At 28.4% G+C, this 20,066-nt stretch carries 16 protein-coding genes; 5 read left to right on the top strand and 11 right to left on the bottom strand.

Features of this window, described 5'->3' with window-relative positions; genetic code table 11:
• Positions 1-93 precede the first annotated feature (93 nt).
• The 5 genes from AC2TY9_RS13535 (at position 94) to AC2TY9_RS13555 (ending at position 5,588) form a co-directional block, all read left to right on the top strand.
• Positions 94-753 (top strand): transposase, encoded by a 660-nt coding sequence (locus tag AC2TY9_RS13535; protein WP_489778048.1) that lies wholly within the window; start codon positions 94-96, stop codon positions 751-753.
• A 92-nt stretch (positions 754-845) separates the two neighbouring features.
• Positions 846-1,715, top strand: coding sequence for a substrate-binding periplasmic protein (locus AC2TY9_RS13540; protein ID WP_489778049.1), 870 nt, complete (start codon positions 846-848; stop codon positions 1,713-1,715).
• Positions 1,716-1,717: 2 nt separating this feature from the next.
• A complete protein-coding gene (locus AC2TY9_RS13545) occupies positions 1,718-3,649 on the top strand; it encodes a HAMP domain-containing sensor histidine kinase (protein WP_489778050.1) in 1,932 nt (643 codons plus the stop codon).
• Positions 3,650-3,671: 22 nt separating this feature from the next.
• On the top strand, positions 3,672-5,210 hold the full coding sequence (locus tag AC2TY9_RS13550; RefSeq protein ID WP_489778051.1) for a DUF3369 domain-containing protein: 1,539 nt from the start codon (positions 3,672-3,674) through the stop codon (positions 5,208-5,210).
• Positions 5,211-5,288: 78 nt separating this feature from the next.
• Positions 5,289-5,588 carry a DUF3817 domain-containing protein gene (locus AC2TY9_RS13555; protein WP_489778052.1) on the top strand — a complete coding sequence of 100 codons (300 nt, stop codon included), beginning with the start codon at positions 5,289-5,291 and terminating at the stop codon, positions 5,586-5,588.
• Here AC2TY9_RS13555 and hypF read toward each other — a convergent pair.
• The 11 genes from hypF to AC2TY9_RS13610 all read right to left on the bottom strand — a co-directional run bounded on the left by hypF (position 5,578) and on the right by AC2TY9_RS13610 (position 19,833).
• Positions 5,578-7,809: a carbamoyltransferase HypF gene (gene hypF, locus AC2TY9_RS13560; RefSeq protein ID WP_489778053.1), complete on the bottom strand. Its 2,232-nt coding sequence runs from the start codon at positions 7,807-7,809 to the stop codon at positions 5,578-5,580. The genes AC2TY9_RS13555 and hypF overlap by 11 nt on opposite strands.
• Positions 7,810-7,828: 19 nt before the next feature.
• Positions 7,829-9,442, bottom strand: a complete 1,614-nt coding sequence (locus tag AC2TY9_RS13565; protein WP_489778054.1) for a hypothetical protein — start codon at positions 9,440-9,442, stop codon at positions 7,829-7,831.
• Complete coding sequence (locus AC2TY9_RS13570; protein ID WP_489778055.1) at positions 9,426-9,989, bottom strand: HyaD/HybD family hydrogenase maturation endopeptidase; 564 nt, start codon at positions 9,987-9,989, stop codon at positions 9,426-9,428. The genes AC2TY9_RS13565 and AC2TY9_RS13570 overlap by 17 nt, the downstream gene beginning before the upstream one ends.
• 10 nt (positions 9,990-9,999) lie before the next feature.
• Positions 10,000-10,665 (bottom strand): Ni/Fe-hydrogenase, b-type cytochrome subunit, encoded by a 666-nt coding sequence (gene cybH, locus AC2TY9_RS13575; RefSeq protein ID WP_489778056.1) that lies wholly within the window; start codon positions 10,663-10,665, stop codon positions 10,000-10,002.
• A gap of 9 nt (positions 10,666-10,674) precedes the next feature.
• Positions 10,675-12,405 (bottom strand): nickel-dependent hydrogenase large subunit, encoded by a 1,731-nt coding sequence (locus tag AC2TY9_RS13580; protein ID WP_489778057.1) that lies wholly within the window; start codon positions 12,403-12,405, stop codon positions 10,675-10,677.
• A 1-nt stretch (position 12,406) separates the two neighbouring features.
• Complete coding sequence (locus AC2TY9_RS13585) at positions 12,407-13,507, bottom strand: hydrogenase small subunit (RefSeq protein ID WP_489780434.1); 1,101 nt, start codon at positions 13,505-13,507, stop codon at positions 12,407-12,409.
• A gap of 440 nt (positions 13,508-13,947) precedes the next feature.
• Positions 13,948-15,483 (bottom strand): Kae1-like domain-containing protein, encoded by a 1,536-nt coding sequence (locus tag AC2TY9_RS13590; RefSeq protein ID WP_489778058.1) that lies wholly within the window; start codon positions 15,481-15,483, stop codon positions 13,948-13,950.
• Complete coding sequence (locus AC2TY9_RS13595) at positions 15,474-16,049, bottom strand: HyaD/HybD family hydrogenase maturation endopeptidase (RefSeq protein WP_489778059.1); 576 nt, start codon at positions 16,047-16,049, stop codon at positions 15,474-15,476. The genes AC2TY9_RS13590 and AC2TY9_RS13595 overlap by 10 nt, the downstream gene beginning before the upstream one ends.
• Positions 16,050-16,149: 100 nt before the next feature.
• Positions 16,150-16,854, bottom strand: coding sequence for a cytochrome b/b6 domain-containing protein (locus AC2TY9_RS13600; RefSeq protein ID WP_489778060.1), 705 nt, complete (start codon positions 16,852-16,854; stop codon positions 16,150-16,152).
• 1 nt (position 16,855) lies between these two features.
• The gene (locus AC2TY9_RS13605) at positions 16,856-18,592 is read right to left on the bottom strand and encodes a nickel-dependent hydrogenase large subunit (RefSeq protein ID WP_489778061.1); all 1,737 of its coding nucleotides are present in this window, start codon (positions 18,590-18,592) and stop codon (positions 16,856-16,858) included.
• 2 nt (positions 18,593-18,594) lie between these two features.
• Positions 18,595-19,833: a hydrogenase small subunit gene (locus tag AC2TY9_RS13610; RefSeq protein WP_489778062.1), complete on the bottom strand. Its 1,239-nt coding sequence runs from the start codon at positions 19,831-19,833 to the stop codon at positions 18,595-18,597.
• Between the last annotated feature and the right edge of the window lie 233 nt (positions 19,834-20,066).

The following is a 20,066-nucleotide window of genomic DNA, read 5'->3' on the forward strand; positions in this document are numbered from 1 at the left end:
AGTAGGTACATCTTGTGTACTTTTAGAACAAGTTAACTATTAGTTAGATTAAGTTATTCTTTTAAAAATAAAAATATTAAAGATGGTTTTAAAATGGAAATTAAATATTGTCCCTATTGTGATTCAAAAAGACTTTATATCCTTCAAGATAATTATAAAAAATGTAGTTCATGTAATAGAAAGTTTTCTACTAGAAAAATTGAAACTGATTACACAATAATTGAATTTTTTTGTAATAATATAAGTGCTAATAGATGTTCTAAAATACTTAAAATCAATTATAGAACTGTTCAAAATAGGTATATGTTATTTAGAAAATTGATTGCTAATTTTTTAGAAAATGTACATTATAACAGTATCAATGATAATAGTTCATACGAAGAATTTTACTATTTTACAGATAGAGAAAAAAAGAATAAAAAAAGATCCCTATATAACGCCATTAATATTTTAGGCTTTTATTCTAATAAAAAGGTTTTTACTTTATTGATGCCAAAACTTCCAAGACATAATACAATAGAAGATGATAAAGAGTTTGAAAAATACTTAAAATGGCATAGAATCTATTCCCAATACTCTTATTCAACCCCGTTAAATATTTTTTGGAAGTATTTAGAAGAGAATCTAAAGAAATATAAAGGGGTAAATGAAAGCAATTTTTTTTATTATTTAAAAGAATGCGAATTTAAATTTACTTACTTACAAAATAAACAAATTGAGATATTAAAAACTATTTTTTATAAATATCAATAATCATAATAATTTTAAAATAATCTATAAAGTTTACTTTAATTCTAATACTATTATACTTAAGATATTTAAAAATAATTTTTTAGGTTTAGTAAATGTTTAAAATTAAAAGTATACTTTTTTTAGTAATTTTTATACTACCACAAACTTTTTTTGCTTTTACAACCTTTGTATACAATAATATACAAGGAGAACAAGATAAAAGAAAACTTTATGAAATAGAAATCATAAATTTAGCATTAAAAAAAACAAAAGATGAATATGGACCATATAAACTCATACCTGGTCCTAAAATGTCACTATCAAGAGCGTTACTAACAATAAAAGAGAACAAAATAAAAAACTTTTTACTAAAATCTTCTGCTTCCCAAGAGTATATAGATGAATTTTCATATTCAAATTTTCCTGTTGATAGAGGAGTTACAGGTTATAGGGTGGCTTTCGTTTCACCCAAAATAAAAGATGATGGGAACAATTTCAATAGTTTAGATGACTTAAAAAAGCTAAATATAGGGCAAGGTGTTGGTTGGTTAGATACAAAAATACTAAGATATAATGGATTTAAAGTAAAAACAATAAGTAATTATGAAAGTCTTTTTTATATGGTTTCACTTGGAAGAATTGACTTGTTTACTAGAGGGATAAATGAAGTATTAAATGAATATAAAGCTTTCAAAGATATAAAGAATTTACATATTGATTCAAATTTTATCTTATACTATCCATTGCCAAGATTCTTTTTTACACATAAATCAAATGAAAAAGCTATTAAAAGAATTGATCAAGGGTTAAAAATTGCTTATGAGGATGGTTCTTTAGATAAAGTATTTGATAAATATTATAAAACTAGCATAAACTTTTTAAAAATTGAAAATAGAGTGTTGTATAAAATTGAAAACCCTTTTATAAAAAATATTGATAAATCATATGAAAAATATATTTTCAATCCATTTCAGAAAGAATAAATATGAGTTTATTTATTAAAATTTTTTTATCATTAATTATCTCTATAATAATCTCATTTGGTTTTTATATAACTGCAATTATTAACTTTGAAAAAAAATCATATGAAATTAATTTACAAGAAAAAATAAAATACAACGAACAAATTTACTCATCATCTATTTCTGTACTTTTATATGAACTAAACAAAGAAGTGATTCGAACACTATTACAATCTATATTAAAAGATAAAGAAATTGAAAGAATTCAATTAATTGATTACAGTAATATAATAAATCTAAATTATAAAAAAGATAGTTTCAAAGAAAAAAACACTATTAAAAATAATATTTTTCTTTCCTTTGCCAATGAAAATATTGGAGAATTAAATGTTTTTTATACAGAAAAACATATAGAAGAAAAACTTGCTAGCTATAAACAGAACATACTAGTTTTCTCAATTATTTTATCAATATTTCTCCTTTTAGTTTTATACTATTCCATTAACAAATTTACAAAGTCAATTGTTACTTTAACCAGATCAAGTAGTTACATTGCTTCTGGTGATTTGTCTAAAGAGATTAATATCAAAACAAATGACGAGATAGGAATACTTGCTCAAAAATTTGATTTAATGAGAAAGAAATTAAAAGATAGAATTGAAAAAAATGAAAAGCAAGCTAAAGAGATAGAACAGTTAAATAATAATCTACAAAAGAAAGTTGAAGAAAGAACAGTAGAATTAAAAGAGCAAAAAGAGGTATTTGAAACACTGTTTAATGAATCTAAAGATGGATTAGTATTAATAAAAGATGAAAAATTTTATGATTGTAATGAGACTATATTAAATACATTAAAACTTGAAAAAAAATCTGACTTTATAGGATTAACACCTTATGACTTATCTCCTGAATTTCAGCCAAATGGAAGAAGCTCAAAAGAAGCAATGAAAGAGAATATAGTTTCGTGTATGAAAAAAGGAAGTGAAAGATTTGAATGGATTTGTAAAGATAGGTTTAATAATAACTTCTGGACTGAAATAATCATAACAAAAATACTTCTTCATGGTGAAGTCGTTATATATTCTATATTGAGAGATATTTCTGATAAAAAAGAACTTGAAACTGAAATACATAACAAAAACTTAGATTTACAAGAATCAAATGATGAATTAGAAGTTACTATAGAAAACCTAAAACAAACTCAAAACAAACTTGTAGAATCTGAGAAAATGGCAAGTTTAGGTTCTTTAGTTGCAGGAGTCGCTCATGAAATCAATACTCCTGTTGGTATTGGCCTTACTGGAATAACTCACTTTCTAACAAAAACAAAAGAATTAAAAAACAGTTATCATGAAGAAAGAATGTCGCAAGATGAGTTTGAAGAATATTTAAAAACATCAGAAGAATTAGCGAATCTTATTAATTTAAACCTGCAAAGGACTGCCCAATTAGTTAAAACTTTCAAGAAAGTTTCTTTTGATCAATCAAGTGAAGAAAAGAGAAAAATTAATTTAAAAGATTATATAGATGAAACTTTATTTAGTATAAATAATGTTACTAAAAAAACAAACATAAATATTGAAAATAATTGTGATGAAGATATCAATATACAAACTTATCCAGGGGCCATTTATCAAATTATTACAAATTTAATTTTCAATTCACTTAATCATGGTTTTCAAAAAGATGATGTAGGAAATATAAAAATTTATGCAAAAAAAGATAGTGGTTTTATTAAGTTAAAATATATTGATGATGGGAAAGGTATAGAAAAAGAAAATCTAAAAAAGATATTTGAACTATTCTTTACTACAAATAGAAATAATGGTGGAACTGGTTTAGGATTAAATATTTTATATAATATTATTTCAAATACACTTCATGGCACAATCATATGTAATAGTGAGAAAAATAAAGGCGTAGAGTTTCTAATTAAATTTAAGGAACTTGATTAAAATTTTCAAATAGGGAATAAATATGGGAAATATGAATTTTTTTAAATCTAATAAAAAAGATGAAAAACTAAAAAAAAGAATTATAGATAATAAATGGAAAGTTATAATTGCAGATGATGAACAAGATGTTCATATATTGACTAAAACAGTTTTAAAAGATTTGGAATACAAAAATCGAGGAATTGAATTTTTAAGTAGTTATAATGAAGAAGAAACTATAGAACTAATCAAAAATAATCCAGATGCGGCAATGATTTTACTTGATGTAGTTATGGATAGTGATGATAGTGGATTAAAACTAGTTAAAAATATTAGAGAGGTTCAAAAGAATAATTTAATTCAAATCATATTAAGAACAGGACAGCCAGGTTCTGCTCCTGAAACTGATATTGTTGAAAACTATGCAATTAATGACTATAAAGAAAAAACAGAGTTAACATCTAAAAAACTAATTACTACAATGATTACTGCACTTAGATCTTATAAAACTTTAAAATCATTGGATGCAACTAAAAAAGGTCTTCAACAAATTATTTATGCCTCAGAAAACCTACTTGAAGATTATTCAACAAATTTATTTAATCAAGGTATTTTAAATCAAATAATCTCACTTTTAAAACTAAATCGTGATGCAGTGCTAATTGAACATATTGATAGTCTGACTGTTGAAAAAAATCATGATGAGTATAAAATTATAAATAGCGCTGGTTATTTTGAAAATATAAATGGATTTGATTCTTTAGATAAAGAAGTAAAAGAGTTAATAGCCCAAGTGATTAAATCAAAAAAGAGTATTTTTAAAGATAATATTTGTTTAGGTTATTTAGAAGTGGAAAAGAATCGTTCAAATATAATTTATATTTCAAACTATGAGAACTTAAAAGATATAGATAAAAATCTTATTGAAGTTTTTTTTAAACACACGACAATCTCATTAAGTAATCTAAGACTAAATGAAGAGATGTTTAGTACTCAAAAAGTTTTAATTGAAACTCTCGGTGATGTAGTTGAGAAAAGATATATTGATGACCCAAATCATATTAAAAGAGTAGCTGATATGTCATATGTATTAGCAAAACTTTTAGGTATGGATGAAGAGAAGGCAAAAACTTTAAAAATCGTTTCACCAATGCATGATGTAGGGAAAATTGGAATTTCAGATGCGATTTTATTAAAACCTGCTAAATTAACCCCTGAAGAGTTTGAAAAAATGAAAGAGCATACTACAATTGGTTATGATATTTTAAAAGATACAGATAAAGAAACTCTAAATATAGCATCAATGGTAGCTTATGAACACCATGAAAGATGGGATGGAAAAGGTTATCCAAGGGGTAAAAAAGGTGAGTCTATTTCTATATATGGAAGGATTACAGCCCTTATAGATGTTTTTGATGCTTTAGCAAATAAAAGATGTTATAAAGATGCATGGCAAAACGATGAGATAAGAGATTATATTTTAGAAAATAGAGGGACTCAATTTGACCCTTTTATATCTAATATTTTTATAGAAAACTTTGATAAGTTTGTAGAAATTCAAGAAAAATTTAAAAACAGTTAATAAAAATATCAAGTTATAAAACTAAAGAAACTATAAATAAATTTATATATAATTGCAAAAAAATTTAGGAAATTTATTATGATAAAAGATGCATTAAGCCGTTTTAGAGTTATTTCTGCAATTGAGGGATTATCTTATTTGCTTTTAGTTTTTATAGCTATGCCTGTAAAGTATATTGGAGAGAATCCTTATCCTGTTAAAGTGTTTGGTATGATTCATGGAGTTTTGTTTATTATTTTTATGATATCTTTATTTGAAACAAAATTAAGAAAATCTTGGGATGTTGGATTTGTTTTTCAACTTTTTGTTTTATCATTAATCCCTTTTGGTGCCTTTTTTATAGAAAAAAAGATCAAACCAAAAGAATCTATAGCATAAAATAAACTTGACCAATAGAGATACCACCATCATTTAGTGGTATCTTTTTTGAATAATAATATCTTCTATTTTCTTCTTCAAGTTTTTTACTTACTAACTGTAATAAAGTCTTATTTTGGAAAACTCCACCTGTCAATACAATTGGTAAATCATTATATTTTTTTGATATTTGAGAGATTAATTCAACTAACATATTTAAAAATTTACTACAAATTAAATTTTTATCTTTATCTTTAATGATCTCTTTAATAGCTTTTGAAAAATCAATTTTTCCATCTTTTATCTCATAGGGATAAGCCTCTTTAAATGATTTATCATAAGCCATTTCAATTTGCAAGCCTGTTTCCCCTTCGTAACTTTGAGTTTGTGCAATATCACATAAACTTGCAATTGCATCAAAAACTCTTCCCATTGAGCTAGTTTTTGGAGCATTTAATCCCTTTCGCCACATGGTATACATAATTTTTATTTCACTTTGGGAAAAAGTATTTACCGTTGGATTATTTAAATTTAAAACCTCATCCAATGATAAACAATCAAAAAGTAAAGATAAAGCAACTCTTTTTGGTTCTCTTATAGATTTTTCTCCACCTAAAAGTTTAAAATAGTTTAAATGATAAACCCTTTCATACTCTTTATTTGTAGCAATAAAAACTTCACCACCCCAAATATTTCCATCATCTCCAAAACCAGTTCCATCAAATGAAAAAGCTAAAACTTTTTCATTTAGATTGTATTCTGCCATAGTTGATAAAACATGAGAATAATGGTGTTGTATCTCTACTACTTTAATATCTTGATCTCTTGCCCATTTTGAACTCTCATAATTTGGATGCTTATCACAAACTATTAAATCAGGTTCAAAGTCATAAAACCTTTTAAAGGTTTCAATTGTTCTATTAAAGTATTCTATTGAAGTTATTGAACCTAAATCTCCAATATGGGGTGATAAAATTAGATTATCTTCAAAAGCCAAAGCTATTGTTGATTTTTGATTTGCCCCAAGGGCTAATATTTTCTTATTAGTTTTTTTACGAAGTTTCAAACTTGTAGGAGCATATCCCCTAGCATTTCTTAAAACCAAAATATCATCATTTGCAACTTGAACTACAGAATCATCACAGGCATTTATTATATCTCTATCAAAATCAAGTATGAAATCTACTACAGCTCCTAGTTTTTCTATAACTTCATCTTTAAACCTTAATATTGGTTCATCTGATAAATTTGCACTTGTTGCAACTATAGGAGTGTCTAAATATTTAAATAATAAATGATGTAGTGGTGTATAAGCAATAAAACAACCTAGCCTATCTATATTTGGGGCAATGTATTTACTTAATTTTGTTTTATTTTGATTTTTTGTTTTAACTAAAATAATTGGCTTTTCTTTTGAAGAAATAATTTCCTCTTCTTTTTTAGTTAATAAAGTATGATTTTTTATCTGTTCAAGATTTTTGAACATTACAGCAAAGGGTTTTGTTGGTCTATTTTTCCTAGTTCTTAATTCATATACTGCATCATCATCTAAAGCATTACAAACTAAATGAAAGCCACCTAAACCTTTTATTCCGACTATTGAACCTTCTTTAATCTTTTGTGCTATATCAATTATACTTTGAACATCTTTTGATAATTGTTCATTCTTATTATTATACAAAGCAATTTTGGGCCCACAAACCTCACAAGAAACAGGTTGTGCATGATACCTTCTATTTAATGGATTTTTGTATTCATCTTCACATTTAGAACACATTTTAAATTTAGCCATGGAGGTGTTAATTCTATCATAGGGAACTGTATTTATAATTGAATATCTAGGTCCACAATTTGTACAGTTTGTAAGTGCATATTCATATCTAAAATTTTTAGGATTATTTATATCATCAATACAATCATCACAAATAGCCATATCAGGGCTTATAATAGTAGATTTATTTGAAGTAGTTTTACTCTCAATTATTTCAAAACTTTGAAAATTTTGGAGTTTTTTTTCTTCACTTCTAATGGAATCTATTTTTGCAAGGGGTGGTGGGTAGTTTTTTAAAGTATCTAAAAAAGTTTCAAGATTTAAACTATCACCCTCTAATGCAATATTTACACCTTGGTCATCATTATTTACCCAGCCCAAAAGCTTATTTTTCAAAGCTAGGTTGTAAACATATGGTCTAAACCCAACACCTTGAACAATACCTTTTACTTGTATTTGTATAGATTTCATTCTTTTCCAAATTAGTTTTTTATAATTGTATTGGAAAATCCTTATTATAATATAATTTAAAGTTTGTTGTTAACGCTAGTTTTAAGATTTTATTGAAAAATTCATCTGCAATTAAATCACCACTTAAAGATATACCATCAATAGGAAAGTTTTCATTAACATCATCAATTAAATCAGATAAGAAATAAATAAAACTTTCAACATATCCCAAAGCTAAAGTTTTATCATCTACCCCTGCAAGTTTAAAACTAATTCCACTTTTTACAAGTTTAATAAAATCAAACTCTTTATTAAACAGTTTTTTTCTATCTACAATTTTAAAGTCTAATCTAGGCCCTTTTTGAAGTAAAGCACTTGCAGCTTCTTCATAAATATTATCTATTCCTAAAATAGTCCCGGGTATTTTTAATAATGAAGTTAAAGAACAATCTTTAATAAAAGAGATATCTGCATTTAAAGCATTATCATACTCTTCTTCAAACTTATTTTTAAAATTTTCTAGTAATCTTTCACCATTTTTTTCTTTTTTAATACCTTCAAAAATCTCATTAACACTTTTAGGCATCTTAAAAGATAATATATCAATTACACCATCGATTTTTGGAGAATATAAAGATATTGCTGTATCATATTTAGATGAGGCATAGATATTTATTATAGATTTTTCAAATAACTTATTTTCACTTAGTAAAACCATAAATTGTGATTTTGCTTTTTCATCAAATTTATTATATAACTCATCTAAAGCTTTATCATAAAAACTATTTTCTAAAAAGTGTATTTTAGTTTCTGTTATAGATATTTTTGTATTATTTTCAATATCACTAAAATTAATTTCTAAATCAAAATCTTCATTAGTTTCAAACTTTACAAAATTTATATTTAAAGCTAAAAGCTCTTTTGCTAATAGATGATAAAATATATTCCAAGGTGCTTTGATATCAACTTTATTGACCATACAATTATTATTTGTTTTATATATACTATTTACATTAAAACAAATTGTTGGCTTTTCTAAACTCAATAAAAGAGCAATTTTTTGTTTTGAACCAACTACTATATTTGGTAACTTATCAAGATTTGTACAAAGTATTTTTTCATTTTCTTTTTCAAGTTTTTCTAGCTTTGTAAACACATGGTTATTAATTTTTACTTTTTTATTTAAAGATATTGCTAATGCAAGTTTCTCAAAAAATTCTTTATAGTTTGAGTATATAAAATCTTCATCTTTTGAATTTATCTCTATTTTTTCTACATCACAAGTTGTACCACAGATTTCACAATTTACAAAGGGATTGTAGAAAAATTTAGACTCATTATTTTCTACTTTGGTTAAACAATTTGAACAGTAAGACTTTCTGAGACTATCAGGAGTATATTGATAGTTGACAATTGGAAACTGTGGTACAACTTCTAATGTATAATCTTCCAAAAACATTGACATTGGAAGCTCAGTTGATATTTCATCTGAGATTTTTAATAGTTTTTCTTCATCATCATCTACATGTAAAAAAAGAAAATCACCCTTTTTATGAAGATTATAAATAGTTGCTTTTTCTGCTAAAATATTATCTAAAATAGTTATTAAGTTATTGTTATTGGATGTATACTTAAATTTATATTGTAGGACCATTTATAATCTCTCTTTTATATGAGCTGTTAGCTATTTCAATAATTGATAAATCTTCATTTTTAACTGAAACATTTACGCCTATATCTGTTATTGCATTGATAATTGTATTTTCCATTGTAGGAATAGCTTTTATAATCTCTTCACTTAATTCAAAGGTAGTATCATCGGCAACTCTTTTAGGAATAATTCCAAGAACATTTGTACTTGGTAAGTCTCCATTCATTTTAATCATATTTAAAGTTTGAAGCATCTCAAGTTCATGGGCACTACCTTGCCAATCAATCTCTGCAGGAGCTTTTAAATAATCAAAAAAATAAATATCACCAGGTTTTGAATCTAATGCATCTATACAATCAACAACAAAAACTTTATCATATTTGATGATAAGTGGAATTAGCCTGTGGGCTAATGTTCCACCATCAACAATATTAATAGTATGTTCATCAGAACTGTATTCATATTTTTCATCAAGATAATGAATAAAATGAGCTCCAATTCCTTCATCCTGGAATAGGATATTTCCTATTCCTAAAATTAATATATTCATATTATTACTTTTAATCTTCTTTTACCCATCTGTAACCAGAGAAAATAGAGTCCATTGCCCCTTGTTTTCCATGTACTGAGTTGAATACTGCAAGATAAACGTGAATTGGTAAGAAGATTATAAAAATCCACATAAAAATGTGGTGTAATTCTCTTACAAATGCTAAACCGCCCATCATTACTTCTAATGATCTCATAAAGTCATACAAAAAACCTCCCATACCTTCATGATATACATGAACATAAAGAATTAGTCCTGTTAGTGAGATCATAACAATCGCTATATACACCCCAACATAAGCCATAAACTGAAGTGGGTTATAAACACCTTTTCCGTGTGGATGTTTTGTGATTAACAAATAATATCCAATTTGCTGAATCCAAATTTTAGGATTGATAAAATCCCAAAAAGAGTCTCTTTCAGGTTTACTTTGTTTATCAAAAATAAATAAATAAAATTTTCCAATTGTAACAGCAATTAACATAAATCCAAAAATAACATGCCAAGATCTAGATAAAGCATTTAAGAATAACACAGGCTCACCCCCAGAGTGAGCAGGTGATACAAATGGATATGCTATATAAAAACCCGTTGCTGTTAAAATTATTATTGCAAGAGCTCTCACCCAGTGAGTAATTCTTAACCAATACGAAAATTCATAATGTTTTTTTATCATAATTTGCTCCTAGCAGCTAGTTCCATACATAGGGTCTACTTTGTAAACACCTAAATCGTTCCCTTTTACATCCATTACATGAACAGCACAAGCAATACATGGATCCATACTATGAATAACTCTAATAATCTCTAGTGGTTGAGAAAGATTTTGCACTTTCATCCCAATTAAATTAGCTTCATAAGGACCTTTAATACCTTTTGAATCTTCAGGACCTGCATTCCATGTTGAAGGAACAACAGCTTGGTAATTTTCAATTACACCATTTTTAATTCTAACCCAGTGAGATAACATTCCCCTTGGAACATCACCAACAAATCTTCCTTTATACTCTTTGTTTTTATCAATTTTATATGGAGCACAAGTTTCTTGATCTACTTTTAAGTTCTCAATTAATGTATTAAATGTTTCTAATCCATGGTCAATAATTGCTTTAGTTTGTAAACATCTAGCAGCTGTTCTACCTAAAGTTGTAAATAATGCTGCTGCTGGTAATCCTGTTTCTCCTAAGAAATCATTAACAATTTTTTTGATTTTTGGGTTACCTTTTGCATATGAAACTAACATTGATGATAAAGGTCCAACTTCCATTGCTTTACCATCATATCTAGGTGATTTAATCCAAGAATATTTTCCTTTTTCATCAACTGCTTTTGAAGCAATATCTTCACCATCAGGTCCAACTGTCATTCTATCTTGTAATCCTGTATATTTTGGATTTGTTCTACCATCATATGGGTGTAAAGGTTCATCATCTTCATACCATGCATGAGTAGCTTCTTCTGTGATCAAACTCTCATCAATCTCATAAACTTTTGTAAGGTCACCATTTAATATAATACCTGCATCAAATAAATGTTCTGTTTGATTTAATTGCATTGTATTGTGTGCCATAAAGTTCATAACACCAGCTTCAGAAGTTACAGATGCCTCAGTTAAATATGCCCCACCTGCCATTTTAATGTCTGCATAATAAGCATTTTCTACAAAGTTTGCTACCTCTTTAAACTTAACTAAGAACTCACCCATTCTACTTGGGTCTAATAAGTCCATAATACAAGTTACACCACCAACAGTTAAACTTTGAGGATGTGGTTGTTTCCCACCAAAAATTGCCATTAATTGAGCAGCAGTTCTTTGAATCTCTAAAGCTTTAAGATAGTGAGAAGCTACAATTAAATTTTGCTCAGGTGTAAATTTAAAAGTGCTATGTCCCCAGTATGCATTTGCAAATGGTCCTAAATCACCTTTATCAACAAAGGCTTTTAATTTATCTTTTACTTTTAATAAATCACCTTCTCCTGCGGCAACAGGATATTTACTATATTTAAAAGCTTCTTTTGCAGCTAATGCAGGATCTGCATCAAGTGCTGAAACAACATCACACCAATCAAGTCCATGTAAATGATAAAAGTGTACTGGGTGATCATGGATAAATAATGCTTGATTCATTAAAGATCTTGTTAACTGTGCATTTAATGGAATTTGAATCCCTAATGCATCTTCAACAGCTTCAATTCCAGCTCTATAGTGAGAGTATGTACAAACACCACAAATTCTTCCCATTAGAAAACCTGCATCTCTTGGATCTCTATTTTTTACAATAGTTTCAAGTCCTCTCCATAAAGTTGCTGAAGAAAAAGCATTTTGAATTACATTATTTTCATCAACTTCAACCTCAATTCTTAAGTGTCCTTCGATTCTTGTAATTGGGTCTACTATTACTCTTTTATTTGCCATCTTACTTTTCCTCTTCTTCTGTTCTTGGTTTTCTAAATGTTGATAATGCTGCATGTGCTGCAATACCTACACCAGTCACAGCTAATAATCCAGTTCCAACCTTATCGGCTGTTGCATCTGCTCCAAGGCCACCAAATACTGTGTTATATAATCTATCTGCAACTGGTTCTTCAAATGGTCCCATTGTATCCCAGAAGTCTGGTTCTGAACATCCAATACATCCGTGACCTGCTTGAATTGGCCAAGAAGTATGTTGGTTAAATCTATTTTTACCACAGTTATTAAAAGTATAAGGACCTTTACAACCTACCTTATATAAACAATAACCTTTCTTAGCACCTTCATCACCAAATTCTTCTACAAATTCACCAGCATCAAATCTACCTCTTCTTTCACATAAATCGTGAATTCTAAGTCCATAAGCCCATTTTGGTCTATTATATGCATCTAAAGCTGGAAGTGTACCAAATAAAATATAGTGTAATAATGTACCAACAATATTTTTCTCACTTGGAGGACATCCTGGAACATTAATTACTGGTTTATCAGTGATTTTTGAAAGAGCAACTGCTCCTGTTGGATTTGGAATTGCGGCTTGAACACCACCAAATGAAGAACATGTACCAATTGCAAAAATAGCTTTTGCATGTTCTGATGCATGTTTTGCAGAATGCTCACCTGTATGACCTTTTCCACCAATTGTTAAATAAAAATCATTTTGACCTTGTGGAATTCCACCTTCAACCATTAAAATATAGTTACCTTTATATTTTTCGATTGCATGTTCTAAATTATCTTCAGCTTGCCATCCTGCACTTGCCATTAATGTTTCATGATATTGTAATGAAATAAAATCAAAAATTAATGAATCAATAGTTGGAGCATCTGTTCTTAATAATGATTCAGAACATCCAGTACACTCTGCCATATGTAACCATATAACAGGTAATCTATCACTTAACTCAGCAGCTTTTGCAACAAGTGGCGTAAAATTACCAGGTAATGCTAACATTGCAGTAACGGCAGTTGCCCACTTCATAAAATCTCTTCTTGAGATACCTTTTTCTTCTAATACCTTAGGAATAGATTTTGACTCATCCATTCTTGGTAATTTTTCAAGTTTCTCTAATCTTTGAGAGAGCTGTTGAAATAAACCTAAATCTTTCACTCTTTTTTCCTTTCAATTAATAAACATTCATTCACAATAAAAGCATCATTTAAGTAAGTTTAAAATAAACTTACAAATTCTATCAACAAATGAACATTCATTTTTGTTTAACTTAACAAATCTTACATGACTTAAACTTAACTTTAACTAAAATTATAATCTTTTTATTAAATTTATTTGAAATTATAATTCTTTTGTTTTTTTCAAATGTCATATTAATGTCACAAATGCCCAAGGGGACAAATACCTGATACATTTTTTTTACATAAAATTTACATAATTATGATTTATTATATGGATTTTAAAGAAGAGAGAATTATTAGTTTAACTAATAATTCTCTATTGTGTTAAGTTTGTTTTTAATTATATTTTTATTATAAGTCTATTGGATATTCTTTAGGGATAAGAATATTGATATTACTTAGTTTTTTATCTAATTTAGATAGTAGTATTGAGTTAGAGAACATGTTACCACAAAGGATTAAATCTTTTGCCTTAATCTCTTCAGATATTTTTGATATATTTTCCTCCATGAAATCTACTAAAGATTCATAAAATGAATATGCAAGCATAGTTTCATCTACATCTGCCATTTTGTAACTCATTATACTTTGGATAACTCTTCTGTAGTCTAAGTAATTTTTCCCATCAATTTGCATAATCTTCATATCAACTTGTAGACCACTTTTTCCACCAAACATTAAAGCTGTATCTTCAAACTGTTTTCTATTTTTCATTCCTAACATATAAGCTAATAAATTTAAGATTGACTCAAAACCATCTACATCCTTATTTATAAACTCTTTTTCAAAATATTTTGGGAATTTTTCTTTGTAATTAGAAATTAATCTCTCACAATGCTCATCTATTGAGGCAATATCTTCTAAACAATTTTTTACATTATTTACTACATTTGGAATAAGAATTACATCTTTCTCTCCAACTGTTGGAACATTTATTTTAATTGATGACTCATCACTTTCATATGAAAAATAAATTCCAATAACTGGTACTACTCTTTTATTTAATTGTGCAATTGATGCTTTAAATACTGAGCCATACTCTTCAAAAAAATCTGCTGATGAATTAACTTGTCTATTTAATTGATAATCATATTTTGGAAAAATCCCTTTTTCCCCATGGCTTATAATATTTTGTTTCTCATTATAACTCACCTTTAGACCATCTTGATAAACATCATCATTTATATATAAAACACAATTAATCCCCTGCTTTTTTAATGCATCGGCAAAAAGAAGTGTTTCTTTATCATCTGGAATCTTTGCATGTATAAATCTAGTACTTGAATATTCACCCTTAGAATTTTGTAAAAGTTTAAACTTTAACTTAACTAAAGGTCTTTCAATAGAACATAGAAGTTGCAAATCTTTTTGTGATATTTCAACTAAGTTTGTAAGTGAATTTATATCTGTAATTAAAAGCTTAACCTCTCTACCTTTTTTTTCAAAAAACTCTCTATTTTCAACAGAAGGTAAAAAAATATCTTTTAAACCATTATGTGTCTCAAACCTTGATATTCCACCATCTTTTATTTTGTTAATGTCATTCGTAAAATCTATATTATTTTCAGTTATAATATTTTTAATCTCGTCATTAGTTAGTAAAGAAAGATTTACTTTTACGCCTTTATCTTCCAATTCTTCATAATCATTATAATTAAAAGATTCAATAACTTCTGCACTTTCTAAAAAGATTGATAAAGGAAGTTTTTGTTCTAAAGTTTTGAAAAAACCTTCTATATTTTCTTGTGTATCATCACAAATAATAAGGACAAAACCTTTATACATTTTTGTTTGTGCTAAAACTTGTGATTCTTTTATTAAACTGTCGATTATATTTTTGAAATAAAAATTTGTACTATTGAAATTTATCTTATAAATTAACTCCATGTTGTATCTTCCTCATTTGGGATTCTATTTAAATGCTCCCCATTATAACTTCCAATTAATTGAAGTCCTATATCTTTTACACTTTTATTATCTTTTTTAACTGCTTTTACACTTATACTTTCAAGTTCTTTTATAGTTTGTAAAATAAACTCTTCAAATCTATCTTCAATTTTTTTAGTAAGTCCTATTTCTACACTTACTATATCTTCAGGAATTATTCCTAAAATAGTCACTTCTGCATGACTATCTAAAACAGATACTATTTCAAGCATCTCAACAATCTCAACTTCGTGGGCTGTTTTTCTATATTGTCCAAGTCCAAGTAATACATCAGATGGTAATCTAAAAATCTCACCTGGTTTATCTTCAATTGAAACTGTATCTAAAATGATTACATTATCATATTCTTGGAAATATGTCATAAGTTTAAAACCTAAAGTCCCACCCTCTATAATTTCTAAATCACCTTCAAAATTATAGTTTTCCTCTAAATATTTAGATGCAAAAATACCTACACCTTCATCTTTAAATAGTACGTTTCCAACACCAATTACAATATTTTTCATCAATTTTCCTAGCTTTAAATTCTCATATTCTTATATTATAAGAAAAAAAATAGGCTGTAGCTAAAACTACAGCCTATTGTGTCAATTTTAAATAGACTTACTACTTATCTTCACCTTTTGATGATTTATTTGCAAATTTATAACCACCAAATACAATATTAATATCTCCTTCTCTCCAGAAGATTGTTCTCCAAATTTGATAATATATATGAGACATCACCCACATTAAAATCAAATACATTGCTGTATGATGCGCTATTCTAACACCCATATTCCCACCAAATACATATAATGTCCAATCTGTCATTAAATGTAGCAACCATGGCCACCAATCTCCAATAGAACTATGTCCAGAGGCTAAACCATGAACATATAATTGAAGTCCAGTTAATAACATAAATACTAATAAAATATGAAAAAGTGTGAAAAACATAATGTTATAAGAATCACTATATGTTGAATCAAACTTTTTTCTTCTATTAAAAGTAATTAGGTTAAAGAATACTTCACAAAACTCAATAAAGTTTTTCTTAGTTGGCAAAATCTTTTTATATGGTTTTTCAAATCTTGAAAATAGATATAAATAACCAATTAAAATTGCAGAAACATCAAAAATAATTGCTGCAATGAAATGCCCCCACCTATTCCATGCCATCACATATTTATCAACTGCAGGGTCTGCAATTAATGTTTGATAGTATGGATATCCTATGTAAAGACCGGTTATGACTGCAACAACCATGCAAATCGCATTCACCCAGTGAATAGTTCGCATCATTGGAGTCATTCTCATAACCCGTTTCATTTTAGGCACAGCTTCCTCCTATTGGATCTACTTTATAAACTGCTAATTCTTTACCATTTGTATCAACAATATGAACAGCACAAGCAATACAAGGGTCAAAACTATGCACTGTTCTAATAATCTCTAATGGTTCATCTGGATTAACAACTGGTGTACCAACTAAAGATGCTTCATATGCTCCAAGTCTCCCTTTATAATCTTTTGGTGCTGCATTCCAAGTAGATGGTACAACAGCTTGATAGTTTTCAACTTTTCCATCTTTGATTTTTACCCAGTGACCTAAACTACCCCTTGGAGCTTCTGCCATACCATAACCTTGAGTATCTTTTGAAACTTTATCAAAATCAAACTCTGTCCATGTAGATAGATCACCAGAAGCAACATTTACTGCAAGCTCATCACACCAACCTATCATTTCATCAGCCATCATTTCAGATTCAATTGCCCTTGCAGCTGTTCTACCAATTGTTGAAAATAAAACTTTTGTTGGTAAATTACCATTTTTTAGGAATGTTGTAACATACTTAGTAATAAGTTCATGACCTTTTGCAACTCCAACAACCATTCTTGCTAATGGACCTACTTCCATTCTTTCATCATCATATAATGGAGATTTAATCCAAGAATATTTACCTTCAGTATCTAAATAAGCAATATTATTTTCTTTTTTAGCAAAACCTGTATAGTTTGGATGAGTAACACCATCATATGGGTGTAGATTTGTAGTACCTTCATACCAAGCATGTGTTACATCTTCTGTAATTTTAGTTTGATCTAATTCATAAACTTTTGATAAATCTTTGTTCATAACTATACCACTTGGGAATAATTTAGAAGATTTATAAAATGGTAAATCATCTAATCTAAAATCACCATAAGACATGAAGTTTCCTAAACCTCCACCAATTCCAGCTAATGCTTCATCAGCATACATAGTACCAGCCATATAAATATCTGGAAGGTAAGCTTCTTTAATAAATTTTTGTGCCAATTGAATAATATCTTTGAACTCAGCAATTCTTGCTGGATTTTTTAGATCTTGAACACATGTTACACCACCAACAACTATTGATTGAGGATGTGGGTTTTTACCACCAAAAATCGCTTGTGCTTTTGCAATTTTTCTTTGTAGTTCAAGTGCTTCTAAATAGTGGTATAAACCAATTAAGTTTTGCTCTGGAGTTAATTTATAAGCTTTACTTCCCCAATAAGCGTTTCCAAAGATACCAAGTCTTCCTTGCTTTACATATTTAGTAACTCTTTCTTGAACTTCAATAAAAGTATCTTCACTTGCTTTCCAAGATCTATGACCTGAAAGTTTTGCCCACTTTTGAGCTTCTGCAACAGCCGCTTTTGGATCTGCTTCTAAAGCTTTTGTAATATCAACAAAGTCTAAAGCATGTAAGTGATAAAAATGAACAACATGGTCATGTAAATATAAAGCACCTTGCATTAGATTTCTAACTAGCCTAGCATTTTTTGGAATTGTAACATCAAATGCATGCTCAACAGCTTCAATTGATCTTTGATAGTGAGTACCTGTACAAACACCACAGATTCTCATAGCTAAAAGACCACAGTCTCTAGGATCTCTACCTTGTAAGATTGTTTCTATACCCCTAAACATAGTTGAAGAACTAAAAGCTTCAGTGATTACATTATTTTCATCAATCACTGCTTCAATTCTTAAATGTCCCTCAATTCTTGTTATTGGGTCAATTACTACATGTTTACTCATTCTTATTCTCCATCTTCACTATGTTCTGATTTTTTTCCTACTGCTGCACTTGTAACTGCATGCACACCAATACCTATTGCCGTTGCCGTTAATAATCCAAGACCAAATTCATCTACAGTTTTTTCTACACCGCCAGTTGGTGCTTTAATATTAGCTCCAGCCATTGGTCTTTCATAAGCATATTTATCCCAGAAATCAGGTTCTGAACACCCAATACATCCACGACCAACTCCAATAGGCCAGTTTGCACCTTCGTTATATCTGATAATTGAACAGTTGTTAAATGTCATAGGACCTTTACATCCCATTTTATATAGACAGAAGTTATTTTGCGCTCCAACATCTCCCCACTCTTCAACAAATTCACCGGCATCAAAGTGTGCTCTTCTTTCACAGTTATCATGGATTCTATATCCAAATGCAAATTTTGGTCTAAGTAATGAATCTAACTCAGGAATCTGACCTGTTAAAACATAATGTAAAACAACACCAACCATATTTGCTGGATTAGCTGGACATGCAGGAATATTTACAATTGGTTTACCTTTTACAATATCCATAACTCCAACAGCACCTGTAGGGTTTGGTGCAGCTGCTGGAATTCCACCAAATGTTGCACATGTTCCAACTGCTACAACTGCGGCTGCATCATTTGACAATCTTTTTAAATTTTCAATATAAGTTTCACCGGCAGGTCCAATTGTTCCATAACCACCATTCATTGCTGTTGGAATAGCACCTTCAACAAAAAGTAGATATTTACCTTTAAAATGGTGAACTGCATCTTCAAGTTGCGCTTCCGCTTGATGGCCAGATGCTGCTTGAAGTGTATGATGATATTCTAAAGATAAAACATCAAAAATTAAATCATCAACAGTTGGAGTTGCAGATCTTAAAATTGCTTCAGAATTTCCTGCACAATCTTGTAGTTCAATCCAAATAACAGGAACTCTATTCATAAGCTCAGTAGCTTCTGCAACAAGTGGAGTAAACATAGGAGGTAACATTAGTGTTGCTGTTGTTGCACTTGCCCACTTCATGAAATCTCTTCTATCTACACCTTCACTTTCTACAACGTCAAGAATATCAACATTTTTAAGTGGAGGTTGTTTTTTTAATGCACTTAACCTTGTCTTTGCCTGTTCAAACAAGTTGTTATAGTATGCATCACCTTTATTTGTATCAATTCTTGAGGAATTTGTGGTAAAAACTTTTTTTACCATATCATGAGAATCAACCATATACTGCTCCTTAGTCCAAAGTCTTATTTAAATGAACATTCATTTAATTAAAGGTAAATTAACGCGTTTAGACTTAGCTGAAACTTAATTTTTTTAACTAAAAAAATTGAATGAATATTCATAAATTTGCCAGAAAAAGGTAATAGTGACATAAAAGTGTCGTTTTTGTTGGGGGTTAGACAAAATAAGACAAATTTTGTCTATTATTTTTGATAACTTAAATAATTACTTTT

It is taken from the genome of Arcobacter sp. ISO1, assembly GCF_058105185.1.